A 20,504-nucleotide genomic window follows, 5' to 3' on the forward strand; every position below is an offset into this window, starting at 1 on the left:
TCGCTCATCGGGCGGTGGCTCGTTTTGGGGCGGCTCGGACGTAGGGGCGCCCGGGCTTGGGCTCTGAGGGGAAGGGCCGGGGAGTCGGCGGGCCAGGCCGCTCAACGGCGGTGGCTCAGTTTCCGGGTGGCTCGGACGTAGGGCGCCCGGGCTGGGCTCTGGGAATGAGGCGGGCGGAGTTGGCGGTTGGGGGCGCTCAGGCGTGGGGGAGGCGGTAAGTGCCGTCGTCCAGGGCCTCGGCCAGGCCGTCGGCGATCAGGCCGTCCAGGGCGCGCTCTCGCTGCGCCGCGTCGTCCCACACGACGTCCAGCGCCGCCTTCGGCACCGGGCCGTGGGCCGAGCGGAGCACCTCTAGCAGGCGGCCGCGGCACTGGCGGTCCGTGCCCGCGTACGTCTGCCCCTTGCGTGCGGGTCCGGCGTGCGGCGGCTTGCCGGCGAGCCGCCACGCGCACAGGTGGGCGATCGGGCAGTCGGCGCAGCGCGGGGTCCTGGCCGTGCAGACGAGGGCGCCGAGCTCCATCACGGCCACGCCCCAGCGGGCCGCGCCCAGCTCGGGCAGGAGGCTCTCCGCCAGACGCCGTTCGGCTGCCGAGGTGGCCGTGGGAGGGTATTCCTCGGCGCGTATCGCCCTGGCGAAGACCCGGCGGACGTTCGTGTCGAGCACCGCGTGCCGGCCGCCGTAGGCGAAGCTGGCGACCGCGGCCGCGGTGTATTCGCCGATGCCGGGCAGGGAGAGCAGGGTCGCGTGGTCGGACGGCACCTCGCCGTCGTGCTCGTCGGTGATGGCCCGGGCGCAGGCGTGCAGGCGCAGCGCCCGGCGCGGGTAGCCGAGCCGGCCCCAGTGGCGCACGGCCTCGCCCGGCTGCTCGGCGGCCAGGTCTTTCGGGGTCGGCCAGCGGGTCATCCAGTCGTGCCAGACGGGCAGGACGCGTACGACCGGGGTCTGCTGGAGCATGATCTCGCTGACCAGCACGCCCCACGGCGTCGCGTCGTCGGCCCGCCATGGCAGGTCTCTGGCGTTGCCCTCGTACCAGTCGAGAACCGGCGCGTGCAAAAGGTTCGGCTCAACCACGCGCCTTAGGGTATGCCCGCCGCGATAGATCCGCGGCGTGGCCGGGCTGTCTATCCCAACCCTCCGAGCAAGGCTCGGCAATCAGACGTTGTGGATTCGGCGTTTCATCGCTCTTGGTGGCCGGCTGATTACCATGCTGAGCGTATGGATCCGGACACGATACGTGGTGACGGCGGTGACGTTTACTGGCGGCGGCGGATGAGCGTGCTGGTGGCGGTGCTGGTAGTGGTCGCCGTTGTGGCCTGGGCGTGCTCCAGCGGGGGCAGCGGACCGGAACGCGCGTCCAGTGCTCAGCCGACACCGAGCGCTACGCCGGCCATCGATCCGCTGCTGGCGGGCCTGCGCACTCTCGCCATGGGCACGGCCAGCCCGTCCCCGACCCCCAGCCCTACCACGCCCACCCCTGCAGCACGACCCAGGCGGCCCGGCGAGCCCTGCGCCGAGGGGGATCTGGTGCTCAGCCTGCAGGGCGGCAAGGACCAGATCTACGCCGGCGACGCCCGGCCCGCCTTCATCGTCACCCTGGTGAACACCGGCCCCGTGATGTGCAAGGCAGACGTGGGCCCGCGGTCCATGGAGATCCGCATCACCTCCGGCGCCGACCGCATCTGGTCCACCGCCGACTGCGTGAGCGGCGTGGGGACGGAGACGAAGGAGCTGGAGCGGGGGGTTCCGTACGTCCGGACGTTGAGCTGGGACCGCCGCCGGTCCAGCGCCGACTGCCGGACCACGCCGTCGACCGCCCTGCCGGGAACGTACGTGGCCACGGCCCGCCTGGGCAGGCTCCGCAGCGGCAAGGGGGTCTTCCACCTGCGCTGACCGCGTCCCACACGCCGGCGTAGCCACGGCCGACTGCGCGCATCGCAATGAGGCAGACGACAGCCCGGTGGATCGGCCGTTCCGCCCTGGCGGTGGCTCTGGCCGCAGGCGTTGTGCCGATCGGCGCCGCGTCGCCGCGGCGGCGCCCGCCGAAGAAGCTCGGCGTGGTGGTGATCGTCGCACCGCCCGGCGCCAGGACCCCGCAGGGCATCGGCATCGGCTCTGCCGAGGCGGAGCTCAAGGTCGCGTATCCCAAGCTGAGGCGTGGCCCGTCCGGTTACCCCGCCGCGACCGTGCCCGGCAACGATCAGGCGTATTACCTCTTCAACGCGCGGAAGGGGAAAGTGGTCGAGATGAGCCTGGTGGTGGCCGAGCAGGATTGCCTCAAGGTCAACTAGCGCGTCACACGTAGCGCTCGAGGATGGAGGACTCGGCGAGGCGGGAGAGACCCTCGCGGACGCTGCGCGCACGGGACTCGCCGACGCCGCCCACCGCCTGCAGGTCGTCGATGCTGGCCGCGAGGAGCTTCTGCAGGCCACCGAAATGGTTGACCAGGCGGTCGACCACGGTGGCGGGCAGGCGGGGGACCTTGGCCAGCAGGCGGAAGCCCCGGGGGCTCACGGGGCTTTCGAGCTTGTCGGTGCCGTTGTGGCCCAGGACGTGGGCGACCGCCGAGAGGTCGAGCAGCTCGTTGCCGGACAGCTGATCAAGGTCGTGCATGGCCTCGACCAGGCGCTTCTGGCGGCGGCTCGACGGCGCGGGGAGGTAGTCGCGGATGACCAGCTCACGCTCGGAGTCGACGCCGGCCACCAGCTCGTCGAGCTGCAACGACAACAGACGGCCGTCGGTGCCGAGCTCCACCACATAGCCCTTGATCTCGTCGGAGATGCGGCGGACCATCTCGAGGCGCTGGACCACGGCGGCCACATCGCGGACGGTGACCAGATCTTCGATTTCGAGGGCCGAAAGGGTGCCGGACACCTCGTCCAGGCGGTGTTTGTAGCGCTCTAGCGTGGCCAAGGCCTGGTTGGCCTTGGACAGGATGGCGGCGGACTCCTCCAGGACGTAGCGGATGCCGTCGAGGTAGAGGGCGATGATCCGCATGGACTTGCTGATCGCGATGATCGGCAGGCCCGTCTGCCTGGCCACGCGCTGCGCGGTGCGGTGGCGGGTGCCGGACTCGTCGGTCGGGATGGAGGGGTCGGGCACGAGGTGGACGGCGGCGCGTACGATCTTGTGGTCGTTGCTGAGGACGATCGCGCCGTCCATCTTGGCCAGCTCGCGCAGCCTGGTGGCCGAGAAGTCGACGTCGAGCTCGAAACCGCCGCTGCAGACCTCTTCGACGTCCTTGTTGTAGCCGAGCACGATCAGCCCGCCGGTCTGCCCGCGCAGGATCCGCTCGAGGCCGTCGCGCAGAGGTGTGCCCGGGGCCACAGCCGCCAGGGCTTCGCGACGGCGGTCGTCCAGACTCCTATCCACCTGACCCCCGTGTCGATCGGTCAGGCTCAGCTTAGCCGCGCTATGTGACGTGTGTGAGCGCGTCCCAGACGTTCTCCGCCTGGACGACCTCGAACCCGGGTGCGAACGACACCGGCCCCACGGGCACCAGAGCACGCTGTCCGTTGCGCCTGCGGGCGCCGTCCTCCAGGGAGCCGGCGGGTACGAGCGCCCGCTTGAAACCCAGCCTGGCGGCCTCCGTCAGCCTCCTGCGCACGTCTTTGACCGGCCGCAACTCACCGGCCAATCCCACCTCACCGAGCGCCACCAGCCCGGCGGGCAGCGGCTTGTCGCCGGCGGCGCTGGCCACCGCCAGCATGACCGAAAGATCCACCGCCGGGTCGGCCAGCTTGATGCCGCCGACCGTCGCGGTGAAGACGTCGCAGCCGCCCAGACGGGCGTTGAGCCGCCGCTCCAGGACCGCGAGGATCATCTGCACGCGGTAGGCGTCGAGGCCGGAGGAGGTGCGCCTGGGCTGCTGCGCCTCCGTGCGCGCGACCAGGGCCTGCACCTCGGCGGGCAGCGGGCGGGTGCCCTCGACCGTGACCGTGACGCAGGTGCCGGGCACGGGCTCGCTGCGCCGGGAGACGAACAGGCCGCTGGGGTCGGTGATGCCCTCGATGCCGCGCTCGTGCAGGTCGAAGCAGCCGACCTCGTCGGTCGGGCCGAACCGGTTTTTGATCGCCCGCACCATGCGGAGCCTGGAGTGGCGGTCGCCCTCGAAGTTGAGCACCACGTCGACCAGGTGCTCGAGCGTGCGCGGGCCGGCGATCGAGCCCTCCTTGGTGACGTGGCCGACGAGCACCGTGGCCATGTTGCGCTCCTTGGCCATGCGCACGAGGTTGGCCGCCACCTCGCGCACCTGCGTCACCCCGCCCGGCACGCCGGTGGCCTGGGCCGAGCCGACCGTCTGCACGGAGTCGACCACGAGGAGGGTCGGCTGGACCTTCTCCACGTGCGTGACCAGCGCCGACAGCTCGGTCTCCGCGGCGAGGTAGAGCCGGTCGCGGATCGCGCCGATGCGGTCGGCGCGCAGCCGCACCTGGGCGGCCGACTCCTCACCGGTGACGTAGAGCACGGTCTCGCGCTCGGCGATGCGGGCCGCGGCCTCAAGCAGCAGCGTGGACTTGCCGATGCCGGGCTCGCCGGCCAGCAGGACGACGGCACCGGGCACCAGGCCGCCGCCGAGCACCCGGTCGAGCTCGCCGACGCCGGTGGTGCGGGCCGTCGCCACCTCGGCCTTGACCTGGCCGATCGGCACGGCGGGCGCGGAGGTGGCGCCGGCCTGGACGACGGTGACGCCGGCGCGGGCGCCCTCCTCGTCGACCGTGCCCCAGGCCTGGCACTCGCCGCACCGCCCCACCCATTTGGCGGTGCGCCATCCGCATTCGGCACAGCGGTAACCGGGTTTCTGGGCTGACTTGGCCATGCGGAGCAGGCTAGCGGCCTCTACCGACAATCTTCGAGCGCCGCTCGCCCGAAAGGCGCCCGCCGAGGCTCTCCGGAACGCGCGACGGCCGCGCTCATGCCGGGGTCATGCCAGGCCCAGCTCGGCCTCCAGCAGGCGCTTCGGCTTGGCGCCGACGACACGCTTCACCGGCTCGCCGTTCTCGAACAGCAGCAGCGTGGGGATGCCCATCACGCCGTACTTGGCCATGATCTCGGGGTTCTCGTCCGTGTTGAGCTTGCCGATGGTCAGACCGCGCTCCTTCTCGATCTGCTCCAGAACGGGGGCCACCATGCGGCAGGGGCCGCACCATTCGGCCCAGAAGTCCACCAGCACCGGCTTGTCGCTCTTGAGCACCTGCTCCTCGAAGTTCTGGGTGGTCAGCGTGATCATTTTCATCCCCTTACGAAACAACCTGGGCACGACTGGGCGAGCTGGGCGGCCACCTCGGCACGGCGGGCCAGCAGGACGCGGATCTCCTCGTCGATCTCGGCCAGCTTGCGCTCGTAGACCAGGACTGAGTCGGCGCAGGAGCCGCCCGTGCTGTGACCGCTGCGCAGGCAGTCGACGAAAGGCCGGGTGTCCTCCAGCGTGAAGCCGACCGCGAGGAGCGCTCGGATCTCGGAGACCAGCTTGACGTCCTCCTCGGTGTACTGGCGGTAGCCGTTGGACCCGCGGCGGGCCTTGAGCAGGCCGTGCTGCTCGTAGTAGCGGAGCGAGCGGGTGCTCACTCCGGTGCGTTCCGCCAGCTCTCCGATGCGCATACCACCACGGTAAACGTTGACACTGACGTCAAGGTCAAGTCTCAATAGTGTTTCCAGCGGAGGACGTTCGGGTAGGCCAGCTCCAGCCCCGGCGTCTCGGCGATGGCCTGCTCAGCCACCGCGGGCGCGAACTCGATGCGCAGCACCGCCTCCAGGTCTGCCCGGCGCTCGAAGGCCATCCGAAGGTCGAGCGGCCGCCGCTGCCACCCCTGGCGGTCCCAGAACGCCTCGACCTCGCGTGCGGAGTAGGTCGGCACCGTACGCGAGAACCACCGCCCGAACGACCCCCGCGTGGCGTCCAGGTCGATGACGAAGGCCGCGCCGCCGCGGCGTACCACCCTCGACAGCTCGCGCAGCCCGGGCTCGCAGCCGGGGCCGAAGAAGTACGCCCACCGCGCCATCGCCACGTCCACGCTCGCGTCCGGCAACGGCAGGTCCTGGGCCGCGGCGGCGTGCACCGTAACGTTGGCGAGCCCGGCGCAGCGGCGGCGGGCCAGCAGCGCCAGATCGGAGTGCGGCTCCACGCCGATCACGCGTGCCGCCTCGGCGGCCAGGACCGGCAGGTGGTAGCCGGTGCCGCAGCCGATGTCGAGCACGGTGGCGCCCTTCCAGGGCCGTAGGGCGCGCATCGCCTCGTCGGCCGCGCCCTCGGGGTCGACGGCGCGGTTCTCCAGCTCGTAGACCTGCGGTGTGTTCCAGATGTTCGGGCTCGGGACGGCGCCTTTGACGATGCGTGGCATGCCCCAACGTTAAGGTGCGCCATGAGGTGTGGCGCGCGCCTCACCACAGGGGCTGGCGCGCCATAACGTCCTCTCCGGCTTAGGCTGGCAGCGTGGCTGATGTCATCCGCGTGCCCAATGCGAAGATCGCATTGTCCACTGCTTCGGTATATCCGGAACGCACTCCTGACGCGTTCGAACTGGCTGCCCGCCTGGGCTACGACGGTGTCGAGATCATGGTCGGCGCCGACCCGGTGAGCCAGGACATCGACGTCATCGAGCGGCTCTCCGAGCACTACGAGGTGCCCGTCCTGGCCATCCACGCGCCCTGCCTGCTGGTGACCCAGCGGGTGTGGGGCCGCGACCCGTGGGCCAAGCTCGTCAAGGCGCGCAAGGCGGCCGAGCGCCTGGGCGCCTCGACAGTCGTGGTGCACCCGCCGTTCCGCTGGCAGCGCGACTACGCGCGCGACTTCGAGACGGGACTGGCCAGGATGCGCGACGAGACGGACGTCACCTTCGCGGTCGAGAACATGTTCCCCCTGCGGGCCAGGGGCAACGACGTGGTGCCCTACTCACCCGGCTGGAACCCGATCGACTACGACTTCCCGCAGGTCACCCTCGACCTGTCGCACACGGCGGTGTCGGGCTCCGACGCCATGGAGATGGCCGTCAAGCTCGGCGACCGGCTCGCCCACCTCCACCTGGCCGACGGCATCGGCGTGACCAACAAGGACGAGCACCTGGTGCCCGGCAGGGGCAACCAGCCGTGCGCCCAGATGCTGGAGCGCCTGGCCAACACGGGCTACTCCGGGCTGGTCGTGCTGGAGATCAACACGCGTAAGGCGGCCAGCCGCACCGAGCGGATCGACGATCTGGCGGAGGGGCTGGCCTTCGCCAGGCTGCACCTGGCGGCGTCCAGATGAACAGAGACTTGGGCAGGGTTTTCGACCGCGTCGCGGACGCCTACGACGCGGGCCGCCCCAGCTATCCCGACGAGATGTACCGCGCGGTGAGCGAGCTGACCGGCATCGACCTCGACGGCGCCACGGCGGTGGACGTCGGGGCGGGCACGGGGATCCTGACGCGGGCGCTCAGGGCGCGGGGCTCCCACGTGATCGCGGTCGAGCCGGGGGCGGAGATGCTGGCCCGGCTGACGTCCCGGTTGGCCGGCGGCTCGCCGGCCGTGGCCGCCGTGCAGGGCGACGGCAACGCGCTGCCGCTGGCCGACGGGGTGGCCGACCTGGTGGCGTACGCCCAGTCGTGGCACTGGCTGGACCCGGTGGTCTCGATCGCCGAGGCCAGACGGGTGCTGCGGCCGAGGGGCGCGATCGTGGGCTGCTGGAACCTCCACCACGCCGCCCAGGCCGAGTGGCTGGCCGCGTACGAGTCGCGCCTGGCCGAGGCGGTCCCCGCCTACTGGGGGCCGGCGATGGAGCAGTGGTCGGTGCCGCCCATCGCCTCGGCGTTCGAGGTGATCGAGGAGCGCTGGATCCCCTGGACGAGGCTGGTCGGCATCGAGGACTTCCTGCTCGACCTGCGCTCCCACTCGTACATGGCGGCGCTGTCGCCGGAGGCGGCCGATGCACTGGTGGACAGGCAGAGGACCGAGTTGCGCAAAGAGTTTCCTGAGGGCGTCCTGTCGGTGCCGATGCGGGTCTATCTGGCGGTGGGCCGATGAGCGCAGTCAGCAAGCGGCGGCCGGGGCGGCGGCCCGGGTCGGCCGACACCCGGGGGGAGATTCTCGCGGCGGCCCGGCGGGTGTTCGCGGAGAAGGGTTTCGACAAGGCCACCGTGCGCGGGATCGCCAGGGAGGCCAAGGTCGATCCGGCGCTCGTCCACCACTACTTCGAGACCAAGGAGGGCATGTTCGCGGCGGCCATGCGGCTGCCCGTGTCGCCGGACACCGTCATCCCGGTGTTGCTGGAGGGCCCGCGCGAGGAGATCGGCGAGCGGCTGGTGCGCCTGCTCCTGACCGTCACGGCGTCGCCCGAGACGCGCGAGCCGATGGTGGCGCTGATCCGCTCGGCCATGACCAATGAGCAGGCGGCCGCGATGATGCGGGAGTTCATCACCAACGCCCTGCTCTACCAGGTGGCCGACCGGCTGGAGGTGCCGCATCTGCGGATCGAGGCGGCGTTCGCCCAGATGTTCGGCGCGGTGCTGGGGCGCTACGTGCTCAAGCTGGAGCCGTTGGCGAGCGCCGACCCCGAGGAGCTGGTGGAGCTGCTCGCGCCGACCATCCAGAGGTACTTCACAGGCTAGAGCATTGTTCTGAACAGGGCGATGACCATAGGGTATGTCGCGTACTCCGGAAATGTTACCCACGGGTAGTATTCGGAGTAGTGGCCTGCGTAGCGGCTCACCGTACGCTGACAGCCAACGTCGTCTGTGGGAGGAACCCGTGCTCTGGGTAGCCATCATCGGGCTCGTCATGACCGTCCTGGCGGTGGCCGTCGCCGGCCGCAGGGCGTTGTTCCTGTACAAGCTGGCGACCGTGGGCCCGCCCGCGCCCGAGCGGATCGAGTACGCCAAGACGCACGCCGCCGACGAGGCGAAGGCGCAGCTCGTCGAGGTGTTCGGGCAGAAGAAGCTGCTGAAGTGGACGCCCTCGGGCCTGGCGCACTTCTTCGTCATGTGGGCGTTCTTCATCCTGCTGACCGTCTACATCGAGGCGTACGGCGCGATCATCCAGGGCGCGATCACCGGCCGGCCGGACTTCCACATCCCGCTGATCGGCACCTGGGGCGTGCTGGGCTTCCTGCAGGACTTCATCGCGGTCGCCTGTCTGGCGGGCCTGGCCGTCTTCGCGGGCATCCGGATCAAGAACTCCCCCAAGAGCCTCGGCCGCACCTCCCGCTTCTCCGGCTCACACCTGGGCGGCGCGTGGCTCGTCCTGTTCATGATCTTCAACATCATCTGGACGCTCTTCCTGGCCAGGGGTGCGGCGGCCGCCAATGGGAACTTCCCCTACTCCTCGGGCGCGTTCGTCTCGCTGGCGCTCGGCGACGCGCTGCCGCAGAGCGCGCTGCTGGAGGAGATCGCGCTGCTCCTGCACATCGGCTTCATGCTGGTGTTCCTGGTCATCGTGGTGAACTCCAAGCACCTGCACATCTTCACCGCGCCGCTCAACGTGCTCTTCTCGCGTCGCCCCGACGGTCTGGGCGGTGCGGTGGAGATGCGGGTGGACGGCAAGCCGGTCGACTTCGAGGACGAGGACCTCGATCCCGAGCGGCTCGGACGCGGCAAGATCGGCGACACCACGTGGAAGGGCTTCCTGGACTTCTACTCCTGTACGGAGTGCGGCCGCTGCCAGTCGCAGTGCCCGGCGTGGAACACCGACAAGCCGCTCTCGCCGAAGATGCTCATCCTCGACCAGCGCGACCACGCCTTCAAGGTGGCGCCTTACCTGATGGCGGCGAACCAGGACCACAAGGACCAGGACGTGCTCGCGCTGCTGGAGAAGCCGCTGGTCGGCGAGGAGGGCGTGATCCACCCCGACGTGCTGTGGTCGTGCACCAACTGCGGCGCCTGCGTCGAGCAGTGCCCGGTGGACATCGAGCACATCGACCACATCCTCGACATGCGCCGCTACCAGGTGATGGTCGAGTCGTCGTTCCCGTCCGAGGCGGGGGTGATGGTCAAGAACCTGGAGAACAAGGGCAACCCGTGGGGCATGTCCGAGATGAAGCGGGCCGACTGGATCGAGGAGCTCGACTTCGAGGTCCCGCTGGTGGACGAGAAGATGCCCGAGGACGCCGAATACCTGTTCTGGGTCGGGTGCGCGGGCGCGCTGGAGGACCGGGCGAAGAAGACCACCAAGGCCGTGGCGGAGCTGCTGCACATCGCGGGCGTGAAGTTCGCGGTGCTCGGCCCGATGGAGGCGTGCACCGGTGACCCGGCCCGCCGGCTGGGCATGGAATACCTGTTCAACATGCTCGCCCAGCAGAACATCGAGACGCTGAACGAGGCGGGCGTCAAGAAGATCGTCGCCACCTGCCCTCACTGCTTCAACACACTCGCGAACGAATACCCGCAGCTCGGCGGCACGTACGAGGTCGTGCACCACACGCAGTTGCTGTCGAAGCTGGTCGACGAGGGCCTGCTGACCCCGATCACGCCGATCGAGGAGAAGATCACCTACCACGACCCGTGCTTCCTCGGCCGTCACAACAAGGTCTACTCCCAGCCCCGCGACATCATGTCCAAGGTGCCCGGCGTCACCACCCAGGAGATGCACCGGCACAAGGACCGCGGCTTCTGCTGCGGCGCCGGAGGGGCGCGCATGTGGATGGAGGAGCGCATCGGCAAGCGCATCAACACCGAGCGCGTGGACGAGGCGCTGACCACCAACCCGGACACCGTCTCCACTGCCTGCCCGTTCTGCATGGTGATGCTGGGCGACGCGATCAACGAGAAGAAGAACAACGGCGAGGCGAAGGAGTCGCTGGAGGTCGTGGACGTGGCCCAGCTCTTGATCAAGTCGGTCAAGGGTGCGTCCTGACCGTTGAAAGTCGGACTCCTCCACAGGCCATGTGGAGGAGTTTCGCACGTCAACGGGTGTGGTTACGAGAAATCTGCCATCCACATAACGGGAAAATCACGGTAACCTCAACGTCGCATGGCTCTATTCGACGGGGAGGGGGCTCGTGATGGGCGTCGTCGTCACGGACGCCGAGGTCACCCTTGCGGACGTGCTCTCCCTTCGACTGGCCATCGACGAACCACTGGAAGCCGGCACCGAGCTCGTGCTCCGGCATCGCACCACGGGGGTCGAGCGCGACGTGCGGCTCGGCACGCCGGGCGCGCGGGCACGCGAGGCCACGCTGGCGGTCTCGCTCTCGCCGCTGGACCTCAGCGCCGGGCGCTGGGACGCCTATCTGCGGCACGACGGCAAACGCAGCCGACTGCGCAGCGTCGATCCGGGGTTCTCGCTCGACCACCTCGACGCGTACGCGCTGTGCAAGCGCACGCTCGCCTACCGCTCCTACCGCACCCGCAACGGCTTCCTGGCGCTGAAGATCTCCGACGCCGAGCCGGTGGCCGAGGTGCGCACGGTGTGGTTCAGGGAGGGCCGCTTCGAGGTCATGGGCCTGCTCGCCTACACCGGGCTCGAGGACGACGACTCCCGCCACGAGGCCACGCTGACTCTTGAGCGCAGGCAGACGAGCGCGCGGCTGACGGCCACGGCCTACGTCCAGGGCGTGCGCTTCCACGCGGCCGTGTCGCTGGTCGACGTGGTCGCCGCCGATCCCGACGCCTCCGGCACTTGGGAGCCCGCGCTGCAGGTCGAGGGGGTGCCCACGCCGCTGAAGCTGGGCGCGCGGCTGGACGACGTGGACGGCAAGCGGCGCCGGCTGCACTATCCCTCGGCCACGGTGGACGGCGTGCCGATCAAACCCTGCTACACCGCCGACGACGAGCTCCGCATCGAGGTGGGCGGATGAAGGTCAGCCTGATCCTGCCGTCCGCCTACAGCATGCGGGGCGACGTGCGGGCCACGCTCAACCTCGCCTCCGCGCTGGCGACGCGGCACGAGGTCGAGGTGATCAGCGTCAGGCGGCAGAAGGAGAAGCCGTTCTTCCCCATCGGCTCCGACGTGGCCATGCGCAGCGTGATCGACGTACGGCCCGGGGTCAGACACCTGCTCCCGCGCGGCCAGGTACGCACCGAGGTCGCGCTTTGGCGGACGCTGCGCGGGCTCAAGTCCGACGTCCTGATCACCACCCGGCCGGGGCTCGGCGTCCAGGCCGCCAGGCACGCCCCGCGTGAGCTCCTGAAGATCGCCAGGGAGTGGGGGCGCCCGGCCGTGCCGGGGCCCGTGCAGCGCTTCTATCCGCGCCTCAACGCGGTCGTGACGGCCACGGAGGCGGCCCAGGAGGAGTGGACGGGGCTCCTGGACGGCGGGCCCGCTGTGCACTGCGTGCACGACGCTCTGGCGGCCGGCCCCTGGCCGCGCTCGCGGATGGACAACAGGATCGTGGCCGCCGGGGGGCGGTGGGTGCCGGCCAAGGCGTACGACCGGCTGATCAAGGCGTTCGCCATCGTGGCCGACAAGCGGCCGGACTGGCGGCTCCGGCTGTACGGCGGCGGCCCCGAGGAGCGGCGGCTGCGCGCCCTGGTGCGCGAGCTCAATCTGCACAACCACGTCTACTTCATGGGCACGACGCCGGACCTGGTGGGCGAGTTCGCCAAGGCGTCGATCGTGGCCAACACCTCCCGTGGCGAGGACCAGGCCATGGCGGTGCTGGAGGCCATGGGGTGCGGGGTGCCCGTGGTGGCCTTCGAGGGCACCAGAGGGCCGACGGAGTTCGTGGCCACGGGCTACAACGGGGTGCTGGTGCCCGAGTCCGACGTGCCCGAGTCCGGCACCATGTCCGACGTGCCCAGGTCCGGCACCATGTCCGACGCCGACCCGCAGCTGTTCGCCGCCGCGTTACTGGCGCTGATCGACGACGAGCGCAGGAGGCGCTCGCTCGCGGCCGGGGCGCTGGACACGGCGATGCGCCACGCGGCCGGCGAAGTGGCCGAGCAGTGGGAGAAGCTGATCACGGATCTCCGCTAGTCATACGGGTAACGGGTACCGTAGAACCATGCATGGGTACAGCGGAGACAAGCAGGCGTATCTGACGCGGCTCAGGCGAATCGAAGGTCAGATCAGGGGCCTGCAGCGGATGGTCGATGACGACGCCTACTGCATCGACGTGCTCACTCAGGTCTCCGCGGCCACGCGGGCGCTCCAGGCGGTGGCGCTGGGACTTCTGGAAGAGCACATCTCGCATTGCGTCGCGGATGCGATCAACAGCGGCGGTCCCGAGGCGGAGGCGAAAGTGAAGGAAGCGTCCGCCGCGATCGCGCGCCTCGTTCGTTCCTAAGTATGAGCCCTCCTCAATTTGGAGGAGGCAAGTGACTAGTTATGCGAAACCCCGGGAACTAGGTTCCCGGGGTCAGTAATCGTGATGGTCGTATGGTCCTTCAGCGGCTCGCCGAAGTCCGCAATCCGAGCGCGTCGTCGAGTTCGTCCAAGGTCAGCCGCCGCTCGCTGACAGCCACGGCCGTGAGCACCTCGGCGTAGAGCGCAATCTCGTCCAACGCGACACGGTCGTGGACCCGAGAGTCCAGGTCGTCGTGCCCCACCGCGTCGTCCTTTCCTTCCGCAGCCCACACCCTCTACGAGGTTACGGCGCGCCACCCTTCCGGCGACATGGCCCATCGGAGTCATTCCTTTCCGCACCCCGAGGGCCCCAGGAGGATCATTTCCCGAATCCGAGATCACAATTCAGCGAATTTGCTGATCGCTGGAGTGCTAGATGGATATAGCCGAGGTTAGGGTGAAATAGCGGGATTAGTGGTTTAGAAGTGGCTTCGTCGCGTTAGTGATGATCGTCGCGTTCGTGGATCAGTCTGCGGACCAGCGCCGACTGCCCGGCCAGCCCCCGCTCCGGCACCTTGGCCCCCGTCAGCCTGCCCCAGGCCAGCCCCGTGGCGTACGCGGCCCCGAGCACCGCTGCCGCGCTCGTCCGGTCCGGCGGCGCCACCTCCAGCACCGGCGCGGGCACGGTGGACACCGCGCCGGCCCGGCCCTGGACGGGGAAGCCGTCGGGCGCGGTCGTCTCCCCGGCGGAGGTCCCGGTCATACCGGCCCGCTCCAGCTCCTCGTATGCCATCCTGAGCCGGTGGTCCAGCCGAGCCGGCAGCAGCCCTCTGGAGTCCGACAGGTCGGCCAGGAACGCCGCTGTGGCCCTCGGCGGGTCCGGCATGAAGGCCAGCGCCTCGGCCAGGTCGTAGACGGAATGGGAGAAATGCGCCTCGGGATCGGTCTCCGCGAGCAGCGTCCGGCCCAGCCGCGCGGGGCAGCGGCCCAGCCACGCCCGGCGTACCGCCTCGGCGTCGGGGAGCGCGTGTCCGGCGGTCGCGCTCGCACGGGGGCTCGGCTGGTCACGCAAGCTACCGCTCTCCGCCCCCAGGCTCGCCGCTCCAATGTCCAGCCCCGGCCGCCGCAGCATGGGCTCGACCATGGTGAGCAGCGCCAGCGCCCGAGGCCTGAAGCGGGCGTCCGACATGAGGATCTGCGCCGTGTCCGCCATCACCGCGGCCAACCTCAGCGCGGCACGCGAGTGGCCGGAGCGCGCCCGCTCGGTCACCAGCGTGACGAGGTCGAGCAGCGGCGGCGCGGCCAGCCAGCGCACCCACTCGTCGCCGGGCAGCGGACGGCGCAGATATTCGCCGAACACGGTGATCAATCGCTCGTTGCCGTCGAACGCGGGCGCGTACGCGCACCACATGATCGTGCCCCACGCCGCCGCCACCGTGCCGGGCACGTCGGAGGCGAAGATGTCGTCGAAGGCCGTCAGCGGGTAGTCGAGCTCCGACTTGCGCCCGGCGGCCCGCACCACAACCCTGACCTGCTCGGTCAGGTCGGCGGACACGTCGGGCCCGATGAACGCCTGGGTCGAGCCGGGCTCGGCGTGGAAGTCGGGGCCGGAGGGCACCACGGCGTCCGGCAGCACCGCCGCCGGATGGCCCACCTGGCGGGCCCGGGCGCCCCTCGGCGGCGGCGTCAGGTGCCAGCGGCCGTCCGCCGGGTCGTACAGATGCCAGCGCGCGTGTGCGCCGAAGAGCCAGCGATCGCCATCTGGGGTCACAAGAATTCTGGCGGCCAGCACATGGGCGCGATCGGGCAGGGAAAGCCCTTGCCAGCGTGGGTCCGCGACCATCGCGCGGACCTCCGCCTCGGTGGCGGTGAACGCATCCCAGGGTGGCACGGCCGTCATCGTACTCGGAGGGCTCGGATCAACCATTGGCATTTCACGGCAGAATGTGCGCTATGAGGGCGAAGGTAGCAGGCACGTTGGCGGTCGTGAGCGCGGTGGCCGGTTGCGGCACGGTCACGTCGGCACAACCGACGCCCACCGGCCCCGGCCTGGTCACTTTGGACAAGGTTACGCCTCCGGCGCCCGGCGGGGAGGTCGGTCAGGCGTCGACGGAGTTCGCGAACGCGGCCGACCTGTCCGTGTGGACCAAGCTGAGCGAGACCGAGAAGGACGTCGACAGGATCGCCAAGCTCGACGTGAACAAGACCGTGAAGGGCTCGATGTACGTGGAGCCCAAGACCTCGGCCTGGTTCGACGGCTTCCGCGGACCCTTCGTGTACCAGGATCTCGCCGGCGACATCGTCATGCACGCCCGGGTCAAGGTCGAGGGCAAGAGCGGCGGCCTGCCCAAGCGGAAGTTCTCCCTCGGCGGCCTGATGGCCCGCCAGCCCGGCTCGTACGCCACCCCCAACTGGGTGTCGGTCACCATCGGCACCACCGACAAGAGCGGCCGCGTCGAGGCGAAGTACACCAAGGACGGCAGCTCCAAGCCGAAGGAGGCGGCGGTCAAGAGCGGCTGGGTCGAGCTCGTCCTGGCCCGGGTCGGCCGCGTCTTCGTCGCGCTGTACAAAGAGGACGGCGGCAAGTGGAAGGTGGCCAACCGCTGGCCGTCGACCCTTCCCGACGCCCTGCAGTGGGGCATCACCGCCTACACCGACTGGGACAGCTACAACACCCTCAAGAAGGATGCGACCAAGGGCAACGCCAAGCAGATCACGGGACAGCCCGACCTGAAGCTGACCGTCGACTACGTCCGCTTCCTGCGGCCCGAGCTGCCGGAGTACGCCGACCCGCTCAACGACGCGTCGGTGTCGGACGAGGTCCTGATCAAAGCGATGACGCCTGACGGTGCCTGAGCGCCTTGGCCACGTAGTTGTCCGGCGTACGGGCGAAGGACGCCCGGTCGTCGTCGGTGAGCTCGCGCACGATTTTCCCGGGCACGCCGGCGACCAGCACACCGGACGGGATCTTCTTGCCGGGGCCGACCAGCGCTCCGGCGGCCACCAGAGTGCCCGCCCCGACGCGGGCGCCGCCCAGCAGGATCGCGCCGATGCCGATCAGCGCGCCGGACTCCACGTGGGCGCCGTGGACCATGGCCTTGTGGCCCAGGCTCACGCGGTCTTCCAGGATCGCCGGTTCGCCGGGATCGGCGTGCAGGCAGCACAGATCCTGTACGTTGCACTCCTCGCCGATCTCGATCCGCTCGTCGTCGCCACGGAGAACGGAGCCGTACCAGATGCTGGACGCCCGGCCGATCCGGACCCGTCCGACCACGGTGGCACCTGGCGCGATGTACGCCTCGCGGTGTATGTCCGGTACTGCTCCGTTGTCCAGCGCTGCTATGTACATTCGTCACATCGTAATTCCCGAGCTCCGAGGCCCGGCTATGGCATTCGGGTTGCGGACGTGGGCAGATGGCAGGAAAGTCGTTTCCTGACGTCTCGTCGTCAGACCCTCACAACGCGCAGTTTCCCCCCGCCTCACGCAATCCACCCTTAGGTAACCCCCATGATGAACCAGCACGAGAGCATTCCCGATCTGATGCAAGAGGACACCTTCGAGGTCGTGATGCGCGGCTACAACCGCCGCCAGGTCCACGACTACATGCTCCGCACCCGTAACCAGATAAGGGACCTGGAAGAGCGGCTCGCCCGGGCGATCGACCAGGCCGAGCAGGGCCGCCTCGAGCTGGCGGAGGCCAGGCGGCGCATGGTCGAGGCGCCGCAGAGCTACGACGACCTCAGCCCGAGGCTCGCCCAGATACTCAAGCTCGGCGAGGAGGAGGCCGCGGCCAAGCGGGCGGACGCGGAGGCCGAGGCCGCCAGCGTGCGCGACGCGGCCAAGTCCGAGGCCGACCGGCTGCTGACGTCCTCCCGCGAGACCGCCGACAAGATCCTCACCTCGGCTCAGGCGGAGGCGGAGCGCCGGGTGAACGAGGCCACGCAGGCGGCGGAGCGCATGCTGTCGCAGGCGGGCGCGGACGCGGAGGAGCAGCTCAACGCCGCCCGCACCGAGGCGGAGGAGATCCTGCGGGAGTCGCGGTCGGAGGCCGAGCGGATGCTGTCCGCGGCCCACGCCGAGTCCGAGCAGCTGCTGAAGTCCGCCAACGCGCAGGCCGACCAGCTGGTGACCGGTGCGCGCGGCGAGGCCGACTCGATGCTGGCAGCGGCGCGGCAGCGTACTGCGGCGCTGGACGAGCAGACCGGGCGGCGGGTCGAATATCTGACCAACACGCACACCGAGGTCGTGCGGCGGCTCACGGAGATCAACTCGGTGCTGGGCGACCTCATGCGCGCCGAGTCGACCGCGGGGCCGCTGGTGCCCGACTCCATCACCCCGCCGCCTGCCCAGGACGCGATCGCCGCTCCCTCGCCTCAGGACGACGTGCGGGTCATCGTCGAGGACGAGGACGAGGACGAGGACGAAGCCAAGCCGGCCGAGCAGCAGCGCCCTGTCTCGGACGACACGGACGTGAACATCATCCGCCTGTCCGAGGTCCCCAAGTAACGCCCCGGGACGGGCCGCCGCGGCCTCGCACCGTGAGCGGCCCGTCACCGGCGCACCACCCGGCAGGTGGCGACGCGCCGGCCGTCCGGCCAGGTCGCAGTCAGTGCCATGGGCGCCCGGCGCCCCTCGACTTGCCACTCCAGACGGGACCCCCGCCGAAGTGCGGGAGACGAGGCCAGAACCTCGCAGGAAGGGGTCAGGGCTTGGGGGTGGAGAGGTAGGCCTCGCCTCTCGGGGAGAGGCGGTAACCCGCTTCCAGGCTGATCGTCAGGCCGAGGGCCTTGAGCTTGCGGACGTTGAGCTTGAACCGGGTGAGATCCTGGCCCACCTCGGGAGCCAGGTCACCGGCCCGCACCCCCGGGCGCTCGGCGATGAGCCGGAGCGTCCGCTCCGCCCACGGCCCCATCCGCTCCAGCCGCGCAGCGAGGGCGGCGACCTCCTCGGCCGTCAGGTGGTCCGTCGCGGCCAGCACGTCCCGCGGGTCCGGGGCGTCCACCAGGCGCAGCGCGAGCCGGTGGATCGGGTCCGTGCCCCGCCGGCCGAGGTCGGCGAGGAGCGCCGCCCGGTCGGGGAAGCCGGCCGCTCGGGCGTCCTCGTCCGTGACGTCCGTGACGATCTCGACCGAGGTGACCTCGGCCAGCAGGCCCTCGCCCATGCGGTATCGCCCGCCCGCCTTGACCTGGGCGCGCTTCCAGCGCCTGAAGGCCAGCGTGATCGACCCGTCCTGTACGCCCTCGCGCAGCCGCCGCTCGAACAGCATGCCTTCGACTGTACGGAGCGGCGGAAGCCCCCGCCCCCGATCGGGTCGGAGGCTTCCGCGTCCGTGGCCCCACCCTGGTTGGTGGCCCGGTGCCGGGGCCGCCGAGACGCTGGACCCGGCACCGGGCTGCTCGTGCGCGCCCGCCGCGGAACGCTCCACGGCGGACGTCAAGGAGGCGCCGGGCCGGTCTGCCACCGGTGCGGCTCGCCGGCCCGTCGTTCCTGGTCCCGGAGCTGGTCCCGCAGACCGTCCGGGTCGTCCGCGTCGATGGTCATCGCACATCCGGCGTCGCGCTGCGCCGCGCTCAGCGGATGGTGTCTCGTGGCCCACCAGCGGCCCGCGTCGCTCCGCCAGATGGTCCACTTGGGGTACTCCCGGGCGATTTCGGCGAGATGCCGATCAAAGGACATCGCTGTCCACCTTCCCCGGGCCCCAGGCGAGGTTTCCATCTCCTTAAAAGATGAAGGACCTCTCTAGAGAAGGCAATGATCGTGATGGACAGGTCAACCTATCGCTTGACAGATCTCCTTGAATCAGGCGTCGAAGTCGTACTGGAGTACATACGCCGCCGAGTCGAGCACCATCTCGTTGACCTCCACAGGCAGTCCGCCCGACGTGTACGCGGTACGTGCGATGACGATCACTGGTGTGCCGCCCGGCAGGTCGAGCAGCGCGCTCTCGCGCGGTTGCGGCATGCGGGCCCGCACCTCCTCGGTGAAGTGGGCCGGAGGCACGCCGAGATCGCTCAGTCTCGCGTAGACGCCGCCGGGACCCGTGTCGGGAAGGGTGATCGCGCTGCCCTCGACCAGGCGCGCGGGAAAGTAGGACGTGGCCAGCTGCACCGGCCTGGTGTCGACCGAGTAGCGGCGGCGGCGTACCCAGACCTCGCCGCTCTCCAGAATGCTCGCCACCTCCTCTGAGGCGCGCTCCAGCGCCACCTCCACGTGATCCACGGTGAACGGCCTGCCCCGGGTGTCGGCGTCCCAGATGGCCCTGCCCTGACCCCACTGCTCTCGTGACAGACGGCGGGAGCCGTGTCTGCGTATCGGTTTGAACAGCCGCACGTAAACCCCCGAACCTCGTTTGGGCACCGCCAGCCCTTCGTTGATCAGTACGGCAAGCGCCTGCCTGGCGGTGGCTCGTGCGATTGCGTATTCGGCCATCAGCGCGTTCTCGCCCGGTAGTCGGTCCCCGTCGCGCAGCTCGCCGGACAGGATCCGGGCGCGGAGACCGTCGGCGATGCGGCGATAGATAGGGGGCTCGTGGGGTACCGGGGATTCAGACAACTTTGATCACCCTCTGTCACCAACCAGGTTGTGGCGTCTCCAGAGAACTTGCCCCGTCTTGTCCACGATCGCACAGATACAGAGGTTGGTCGCGAGCTGTTTTTGAGCGGATCGTGCCCATGTGATGAATTCCGCGATGTTTTAGCGGACCGTTAGCGTGGAACGGTCCCAGCCGGTATTCGGGTGGCCCACCAGCGGCGAGTAATCAACGCGAAGATCACAGCGCCTGCCGTGTTGAGCAGGACGTCGTCAGCGGAGGAGAACCGGCCCAATCTCAGGACGTACTGGAGGAGCTCGGCCAGGACCGAAAATGCCGCCGCGACCGCCGCAACCCGGCCGATCGAGGCCATTGCGGCGGTGCGTACCGGCAGCAGCGCGCCCAGGGCGGCGAACACCAGCAAATTGCCTCCGACCTGCACGAACACCGTTTGCCACGACGCGGCGGCGACGTCGGCGAGGTCCTTGAACGGGACGAGGCCGACTCCGTTGGGGCCGTCGGAGGGGGTGAGGATCATCCAAATCCACGGCGCGGTGCCGACCACGATGCCGACGTCGGCGATCGAGACGCGTAGAGACGCCGGATGGCCGGCGCGAGCGCGGTGGCGGGAGAGAAACAAGATTGCTAGCAAGGCTAAGGGGAGTGCAAACGTACCAGCAATAATGACGTTTCCCCACAATTCCCACGTCCGAGCCATTCGACCATGATGGCGAGTGATCAAGGGGTACCGGAAGATGTCCATCTGGACAGGTCTTCTCCCAGCA

24 protein-coding genes are annotated in these 20,504 nt (G+C 69.8%); 11 read left to right on the plus strand and 13 right to left on the minus strand.

Annotated features, from left to right (window positions below; genetic code table 11):
- Positions 1-196: 196 nt before the first annotated feature.
- Entirely contained in the window at positions 197-1,072 is an 876-nt protein-coding gene (locus tag ID574_RS14185) for an HhH-GPD family protein (protein WP_188189245.1), read from the minus strand.
- Between the two features lie 144 nt (positions 1,073-1,216).
- Here ID574_RS14185 and ID574_RS14190 point away from each other — a divergent pair, with 144 nt between their 5' ends.
- Both ID574_RS14190 and ID574_RS14195 read left to right on the plus strand, forming a co-directional pair.
- A complete protein-coding gene (locus ID574_RS14190) occupies positions 1,217-1,891 on the plus strand; it encodes a hypothetical protein (RefSeq protein ID WP_188189246.1) in 675 nt (224 codons plus the stop codon).
- Positions 1,892-1,983: 92 nt separating this feature from the next.
- The gene (locus ID574_RS14195) at positions 1,984-2,289 is read left to right on the plus strand and encodes a hypothetical protein (RefSeq protein WP_188189247.1); all 306 of its coding nucleotides are present in this window, start codon (positions 1,984-1,986) and stop codon (positions 2,287-2,289) included.
- 4 nt (positions 2,290-2,293) lie between these two features.
- On the opposite strand, the gene disA is transcribed toward ID574_RS14195, so the two are convergent.
- The 5 genes from disA to ID574_RS14220 form a co-directional block, all read right to left on the minus strand.
- Positions 2,294-3,370 carry a DNA integrity scanning diadenylate cyclase DisA gene (gene disA / locus ID574_RS14200; RefSeq protein ID WP_223166669.1) on the minus strand — a complete coding sequence of 359 codons (1,077 nt, stop codon included), beginning with the start codon at positions 3,368-3,370 and terminating at the stop codon, positions 2,294-2,296.
- Between the two features lie 40 nt (positions 3,371-3,410).
- Complete coding sequence (radA, locus tag ID574_RS14205) at positions 3,411-4,817, minus strand: DNA repair protein RadA (RefSeq protein WP_188189248.1); 1,407 nt, start codon at positions 4,815-4,817, stop codon at positions 3,411-3,413.
- A 105-nt stretch (positions 4,818-4,922) separates the two neighbouring features.
- Complete coding sequence (trxA, locus tag ID574_RS14210; RefSeq protein ID WP_223166670.1) at positions 4,923-5,228, minus strand: thioredoxin; 306 nt, start codon at positions 5,226-5,228, stop codon at positions 4,923-4,925.
- Positions 5,229-5,230: 2 nt separating this feature from the next.
- Positions 5,231-5,599 (minus strand): MerR family transcriptional regulator, encoded by a 369-nt coding sequence (locus ID574_RS14215; protein WP_188189250.1) that lies wholly within the window; start codon positions 5,597-5,599, stop codon positions 5,231-5,233.
- 41 nt (positions 5,600-5,640) lie between these two features.
- Positions 5,641-6,339 (minus strand): class I SAM-dependent methyltransferase, encoded by a 699-nt coding sequence (locus ID574_RS14220; protein ID WP_188189251.1) that lies wholly within the window; start codon positions 6,337-6,339, stop codon positions 5,641-5,643.
- A 92-nt stretch (positions 6,340-6,431) separates the two neighbouring features.
- Here ID574_RS14220 and ID574_RS14225 point away from each other — a divergent pair, with 92 nt between their 5' ends.
- From ID574_RS14225 to ID574_RS14255, 7 genes are all read left to right on the plus strand, one after another.
- Positions 6,432-7,241 (plus strand): sugar phosphate isomerase/epimerase family protein, encoded by an 810-nt coding sequence (locus ID574_RS14225; RefSeq protein ID WP_188189252.1) that lies wholly within the window; start codon positions 6,432-6,434, stop codon positions 7,239-7,241.
- Entirely contained in the window at positions 7,238-7,996 is a 759-nt protein-coding gene (locus ID574_RS14230) for a class I SAM-dependent methyltransferase (RefSeq protein ID WP_188189253.1), read from the plus strand. The genes ID574_RS14225 and ID574_RS14230 overlap by 4 nt, the downstream gene beginning before the upstream one ends.
- Positions 7,993-8,580, plus strand: a complete 588-nt coding sequence (locus ID574_RS14235; protein ID WP_188189254.1) for a TetR/AcrR family transcriptional regulator — start codon at positions 7,993-7,995, stop codon at positions 8,578-8,580. Before ID574_RS14230 ends, ID574_RS14235 begins: the two co-directional genes overlap by 4 nt.
- Positions 8,581-8,719: 139 nt before the next feature.
- Positions 8,720-10,819: a (Fe-S)-binding protein gene (locus ID574_RS14240; protein WP_188189255.1), complete on the plus strand. Its 2,100-nt coding sequence runs from the start codon at positions 8,720-8,722 to the stop codon at positions 10,817-10,819.
- A 148-nt stretch (positions 10,820-10,967) separates the two neighbouring features.
- A complete protein-coding gene (locus ID574_RS14245; protein ID WP_188189572.1) occupies positions 10,968-11,762 on the plus strand; it encodes a hypothetical protein in 795 nt (264 codons plus the stop codon).
- On the plus strand, positions 11,759-12,880 hold the full coding sequence (locus ID574_RS14250; protein ID WP_188189256.1) for a glycosyltransferase: 1,122 nt from the start codon (positions 11,759-11,761) through the stop codon (positions 12,878-12,880). Before ID574_RS14245 ends, ID574_RS14250 begins: the two co-directional genes overlap by 4 nt.
- Positions 12,881-12,908: 28 nt before the next feature.
- Positions 12,909-13,190, plus strand: a complete 282-nt coding sequence (locus ID574_RS14255) for a metal-sensitive transcriptional regulator (RefSeq protein WP_043615428.1) — start codon at positions 12,909-12,911, stop codon at positions 13,188-13,190.
- 100 nt (positions 13,191-13,290) lie between these two features.
- On the opposite strand, the gene ID574_RS14260 is transcribed toward ID574_RS14255, so the two are convergent.
- Both ID574_RS14260 and ID574_RS14265 read right to left on the minus strand, forming a co-directional pair.
- Positions 13,291-13,452, minus strand: a complete 162-nt coding sequence (locus ID574_RS14260) for a hypothetical protein (protein ID WP_020540796.1) — start codon at positions 13,450-13,452, stop codon at positions 13,291-13,293.
- A 236-nt stretch (positions 13,453-13,688) separates the two neighbouring features.
- Positions 13,689-15,080: a hypothetical protein gene (locus ID574_RS14265; protein ID WP_442939292.1), complete on the minus strand. Its 1,392-nt coding sequence runs from the start codon at positions 15,078-15,080 to the stop codon at positions 13,689-13,691.
- A 62-nt stretch (positions 15,081-15,142) separates the two neighbouring features.
- Between ID574_RS14265 and ID574_RS14270 the strand changes: the two genes are divergently transcribed.
- Positions 15,143-16,045, plus strand: coding sequence for a DUF1349 domain-containing protein (locus ID574_RS14270; RefSeq protein ID WP_188189258.1), 903 nt, complete (start codon positions 15,143-15,145; stop codon positions 16,043-16,045).
- Here ID574_RS14270 and ID574_RS14275 read toward each other — a convergent pair.
- Positions 16,017-16,538 carry a gamma carbonic anhydrase family protein gene (locus ID574_RS14275; protein WP_188189259.1) on the minus strand — a complete coding sequence of 174 codons (522 nt, stop codon included), beginning with the start codon at positions 16,536-16,538 and terminating at the stop codon, positions 16,017-16,019. The two genes, ID574_RS14270 and ID574_RS14275, sit on opposite strands and share 29 nt — an antisense overlap.
- A gap of 159 nt (positions 16,539-16,697) precedes the next feature.
- Between ID574_RS14275 and ID574_RS14280 the strand changes: the two genes are divergently transcribed.
- Complete coding sequence (locus ID574_RS14280) at positions 16,698-17,696, plus strand: F0F1 ATP synthase subunit B (RefSeq protein ID WP_188189260.1); 999 nt, start codon at positions 16,698-16,700, stop codon at positions 17,694-17,696.
- Between the two features lie 196 nt (positions 17,697-17,892).
- Here the strand turns inward: ID574_RS14280 and ID574_RS14285 are convergent, their stop codons facing one another.
- From ID574_RS14285 to ID574_RS14300, 4 genes are all read right to left on the minus strand, one after another.
- Positions 17,893-18,456 carry an ASCH domain-containing protein gene (locus tag ID574_RS14285; RefSeq protein ID WP_188189261.1) on the minus strand — a complete coding sequence of 188 codons (564 nt, stop codon included), beginning with the start codon at positions 18,454-18,456 and terminating at the stop codon, positions 17,893-17,895.
- 167 nt (positions 18,457-18,623) lie between these two features.
- Positions 18,624-18,866, minus strand: a complete 243-nt coding sequence (locus tag ID574_RS14290; protein WP_188189262.1) for a hypothetical protein — start codon at positions 18,864-18,866, stop codon at positions 18,624-18,626.
- A 123-nt stretch (positions 18,867-18,989) separates the two neighbouring features.
- Positions 18,990-19,742: a GntR family transcriptional regulator gene (locus ID574_RS14295; RefSeq protein ID WP_188189263.1), complete on the minus strand. Its 753-nt coding sequence runs from the start codon at positions 19,740-19,742 to the stop codon at positions 18,990-18,992.
- A 152-nt stretch (positions 19,743-19,894) separates the two neighbouring features.
- A complete protein-coding gene (locus tag ID574_RS14300) occupies positions 19,895-20,482 on the minus strand; it encodes a VanZ family protein (RefSeq protein WP_223166671.1) in 588 nt (195 codons plus the stop codon).
- Positions 20,483-20,504 lie beyond the last annotated feature (22 nt).

The organism is Nonomuraea sp. SYSU D8015, assembly GCF_008065375.1.
Lineage (GTDB): Bacteria > Actinomycetota > Actinomycetes > Streptosporangiales > Streptosporangiaceae > Nonomuraea.

Bases quoted from the DNA above. Each gene is read 5' to 3' on its own strand.
- ID574_RS14190 (WP_188189246.1), top strand. From the start codon at position 1,217: ATGGATCCGGACACGATACGTGGTGACGGCGGTGACGTTTACTGGCGG.
- radA (WP_188189248.1), bottom strand. From the start codon at position 4,817: ATGGCCAAGTCAGCCCAGAAACCCGGTTACCGCTGTGCCGAATGCGGA.
- trxA (WP_223166670.1), bottom strand. From the start codon at position 5,228: ATGATCACGCTGACCACCCAGAACTTCGAGGAGCAGGTGCTCAAGAGC.
- ID574_RS14215 (WP_188189250.1), bottom strand. From the start codon at position 5,599: ATGCGCATCGGAGAGCTGGCGGAACGCACCGGAGTGAGCACCCGCTCG.
- ID574_RS14220 (WP_188189251.1), bottom strand. From the start codon at position 6,339: ATGCCACGCATCGTCAAAGGCGCCGTCCCGAGCCCGAACATCTGGAAC.
- ID574_RS14230 (WP_188189253.1), top strand. From the start codon at position 7,238: ATGAACAGAGACTTGGGCAGGGTTTTCGACCGCGTCGCGGACGCCTAC.
- ID574_RS14235 (WP_188189254.1), top strand. From the start codon at position 7,993: ATGAGCGCAGTCAGCAAGCGGCGGCCGGGGCGGCGGCCCGGGTCGGCC.
- ID574_RS14245 (WP_188189572.1), top strand. From the start codon at position 10,968: ATGGGCGTCGTCGTCACGGACGCCGAGGTCACCCTTGCGGACGTGCTC.
- ID574_RS14250 (WP_188189256.1), top strand. From the start codon at position 11,759: ATGAAGGTCAGCCTGATCCTGCCGTCCGCCTACAGCATGCGGGGCGAC.
- ID574_RS14255 (WP_043615428.1), top strand. From the start codon at position 12,909: ATGCATGGGTACAGCGGAGACAAGCAGGCGTATCTGACGCGGCTCAGG.
- ID574_RS14270 (WP_188189258.1), top strand. From the start codon at position 15,143: ATGAGGGCGAAGGTAGCAGGCACGTTGGCGGTCGTGAGCGCGGTGGCC.
- ID574_RS14275 (WP_188189259.1), bottom strand. From the start codon at position 16,538: ATGTACATAGCAGCGCTGGACAACGGAGCAGTACCGGACATACACCGC.
- ID574_RS14280 (WP_188189260.1), top strand. From the start codon at position 16,698: ATGATGAACCAGCACGAGAGCATTCCCGATCTGATGCAAGAGGACACC.
- ID574_RS14285 (WP_188189261.1), bottom strand. From the start codon at position 18,456: ATGCTGTTCGAGCGGCGGCTGCGCGAGGGCGTACAGGACGGGTCGATC.
- ID574_RS14290 (WP_188189262.1), bottom strand. From the start codon at position 18,866: ATGTCCTTTGATCGGCATCTCGCCGAAATCGCCCGGGAGTACCCCAAG.
- ID574_RS14300 (WP_223166671.1), bottom strand. From the start codon at position 20,482: ATGGACATCTTCCGGTACCCCTTGATCACTCGCCATCATGGTCGAATG.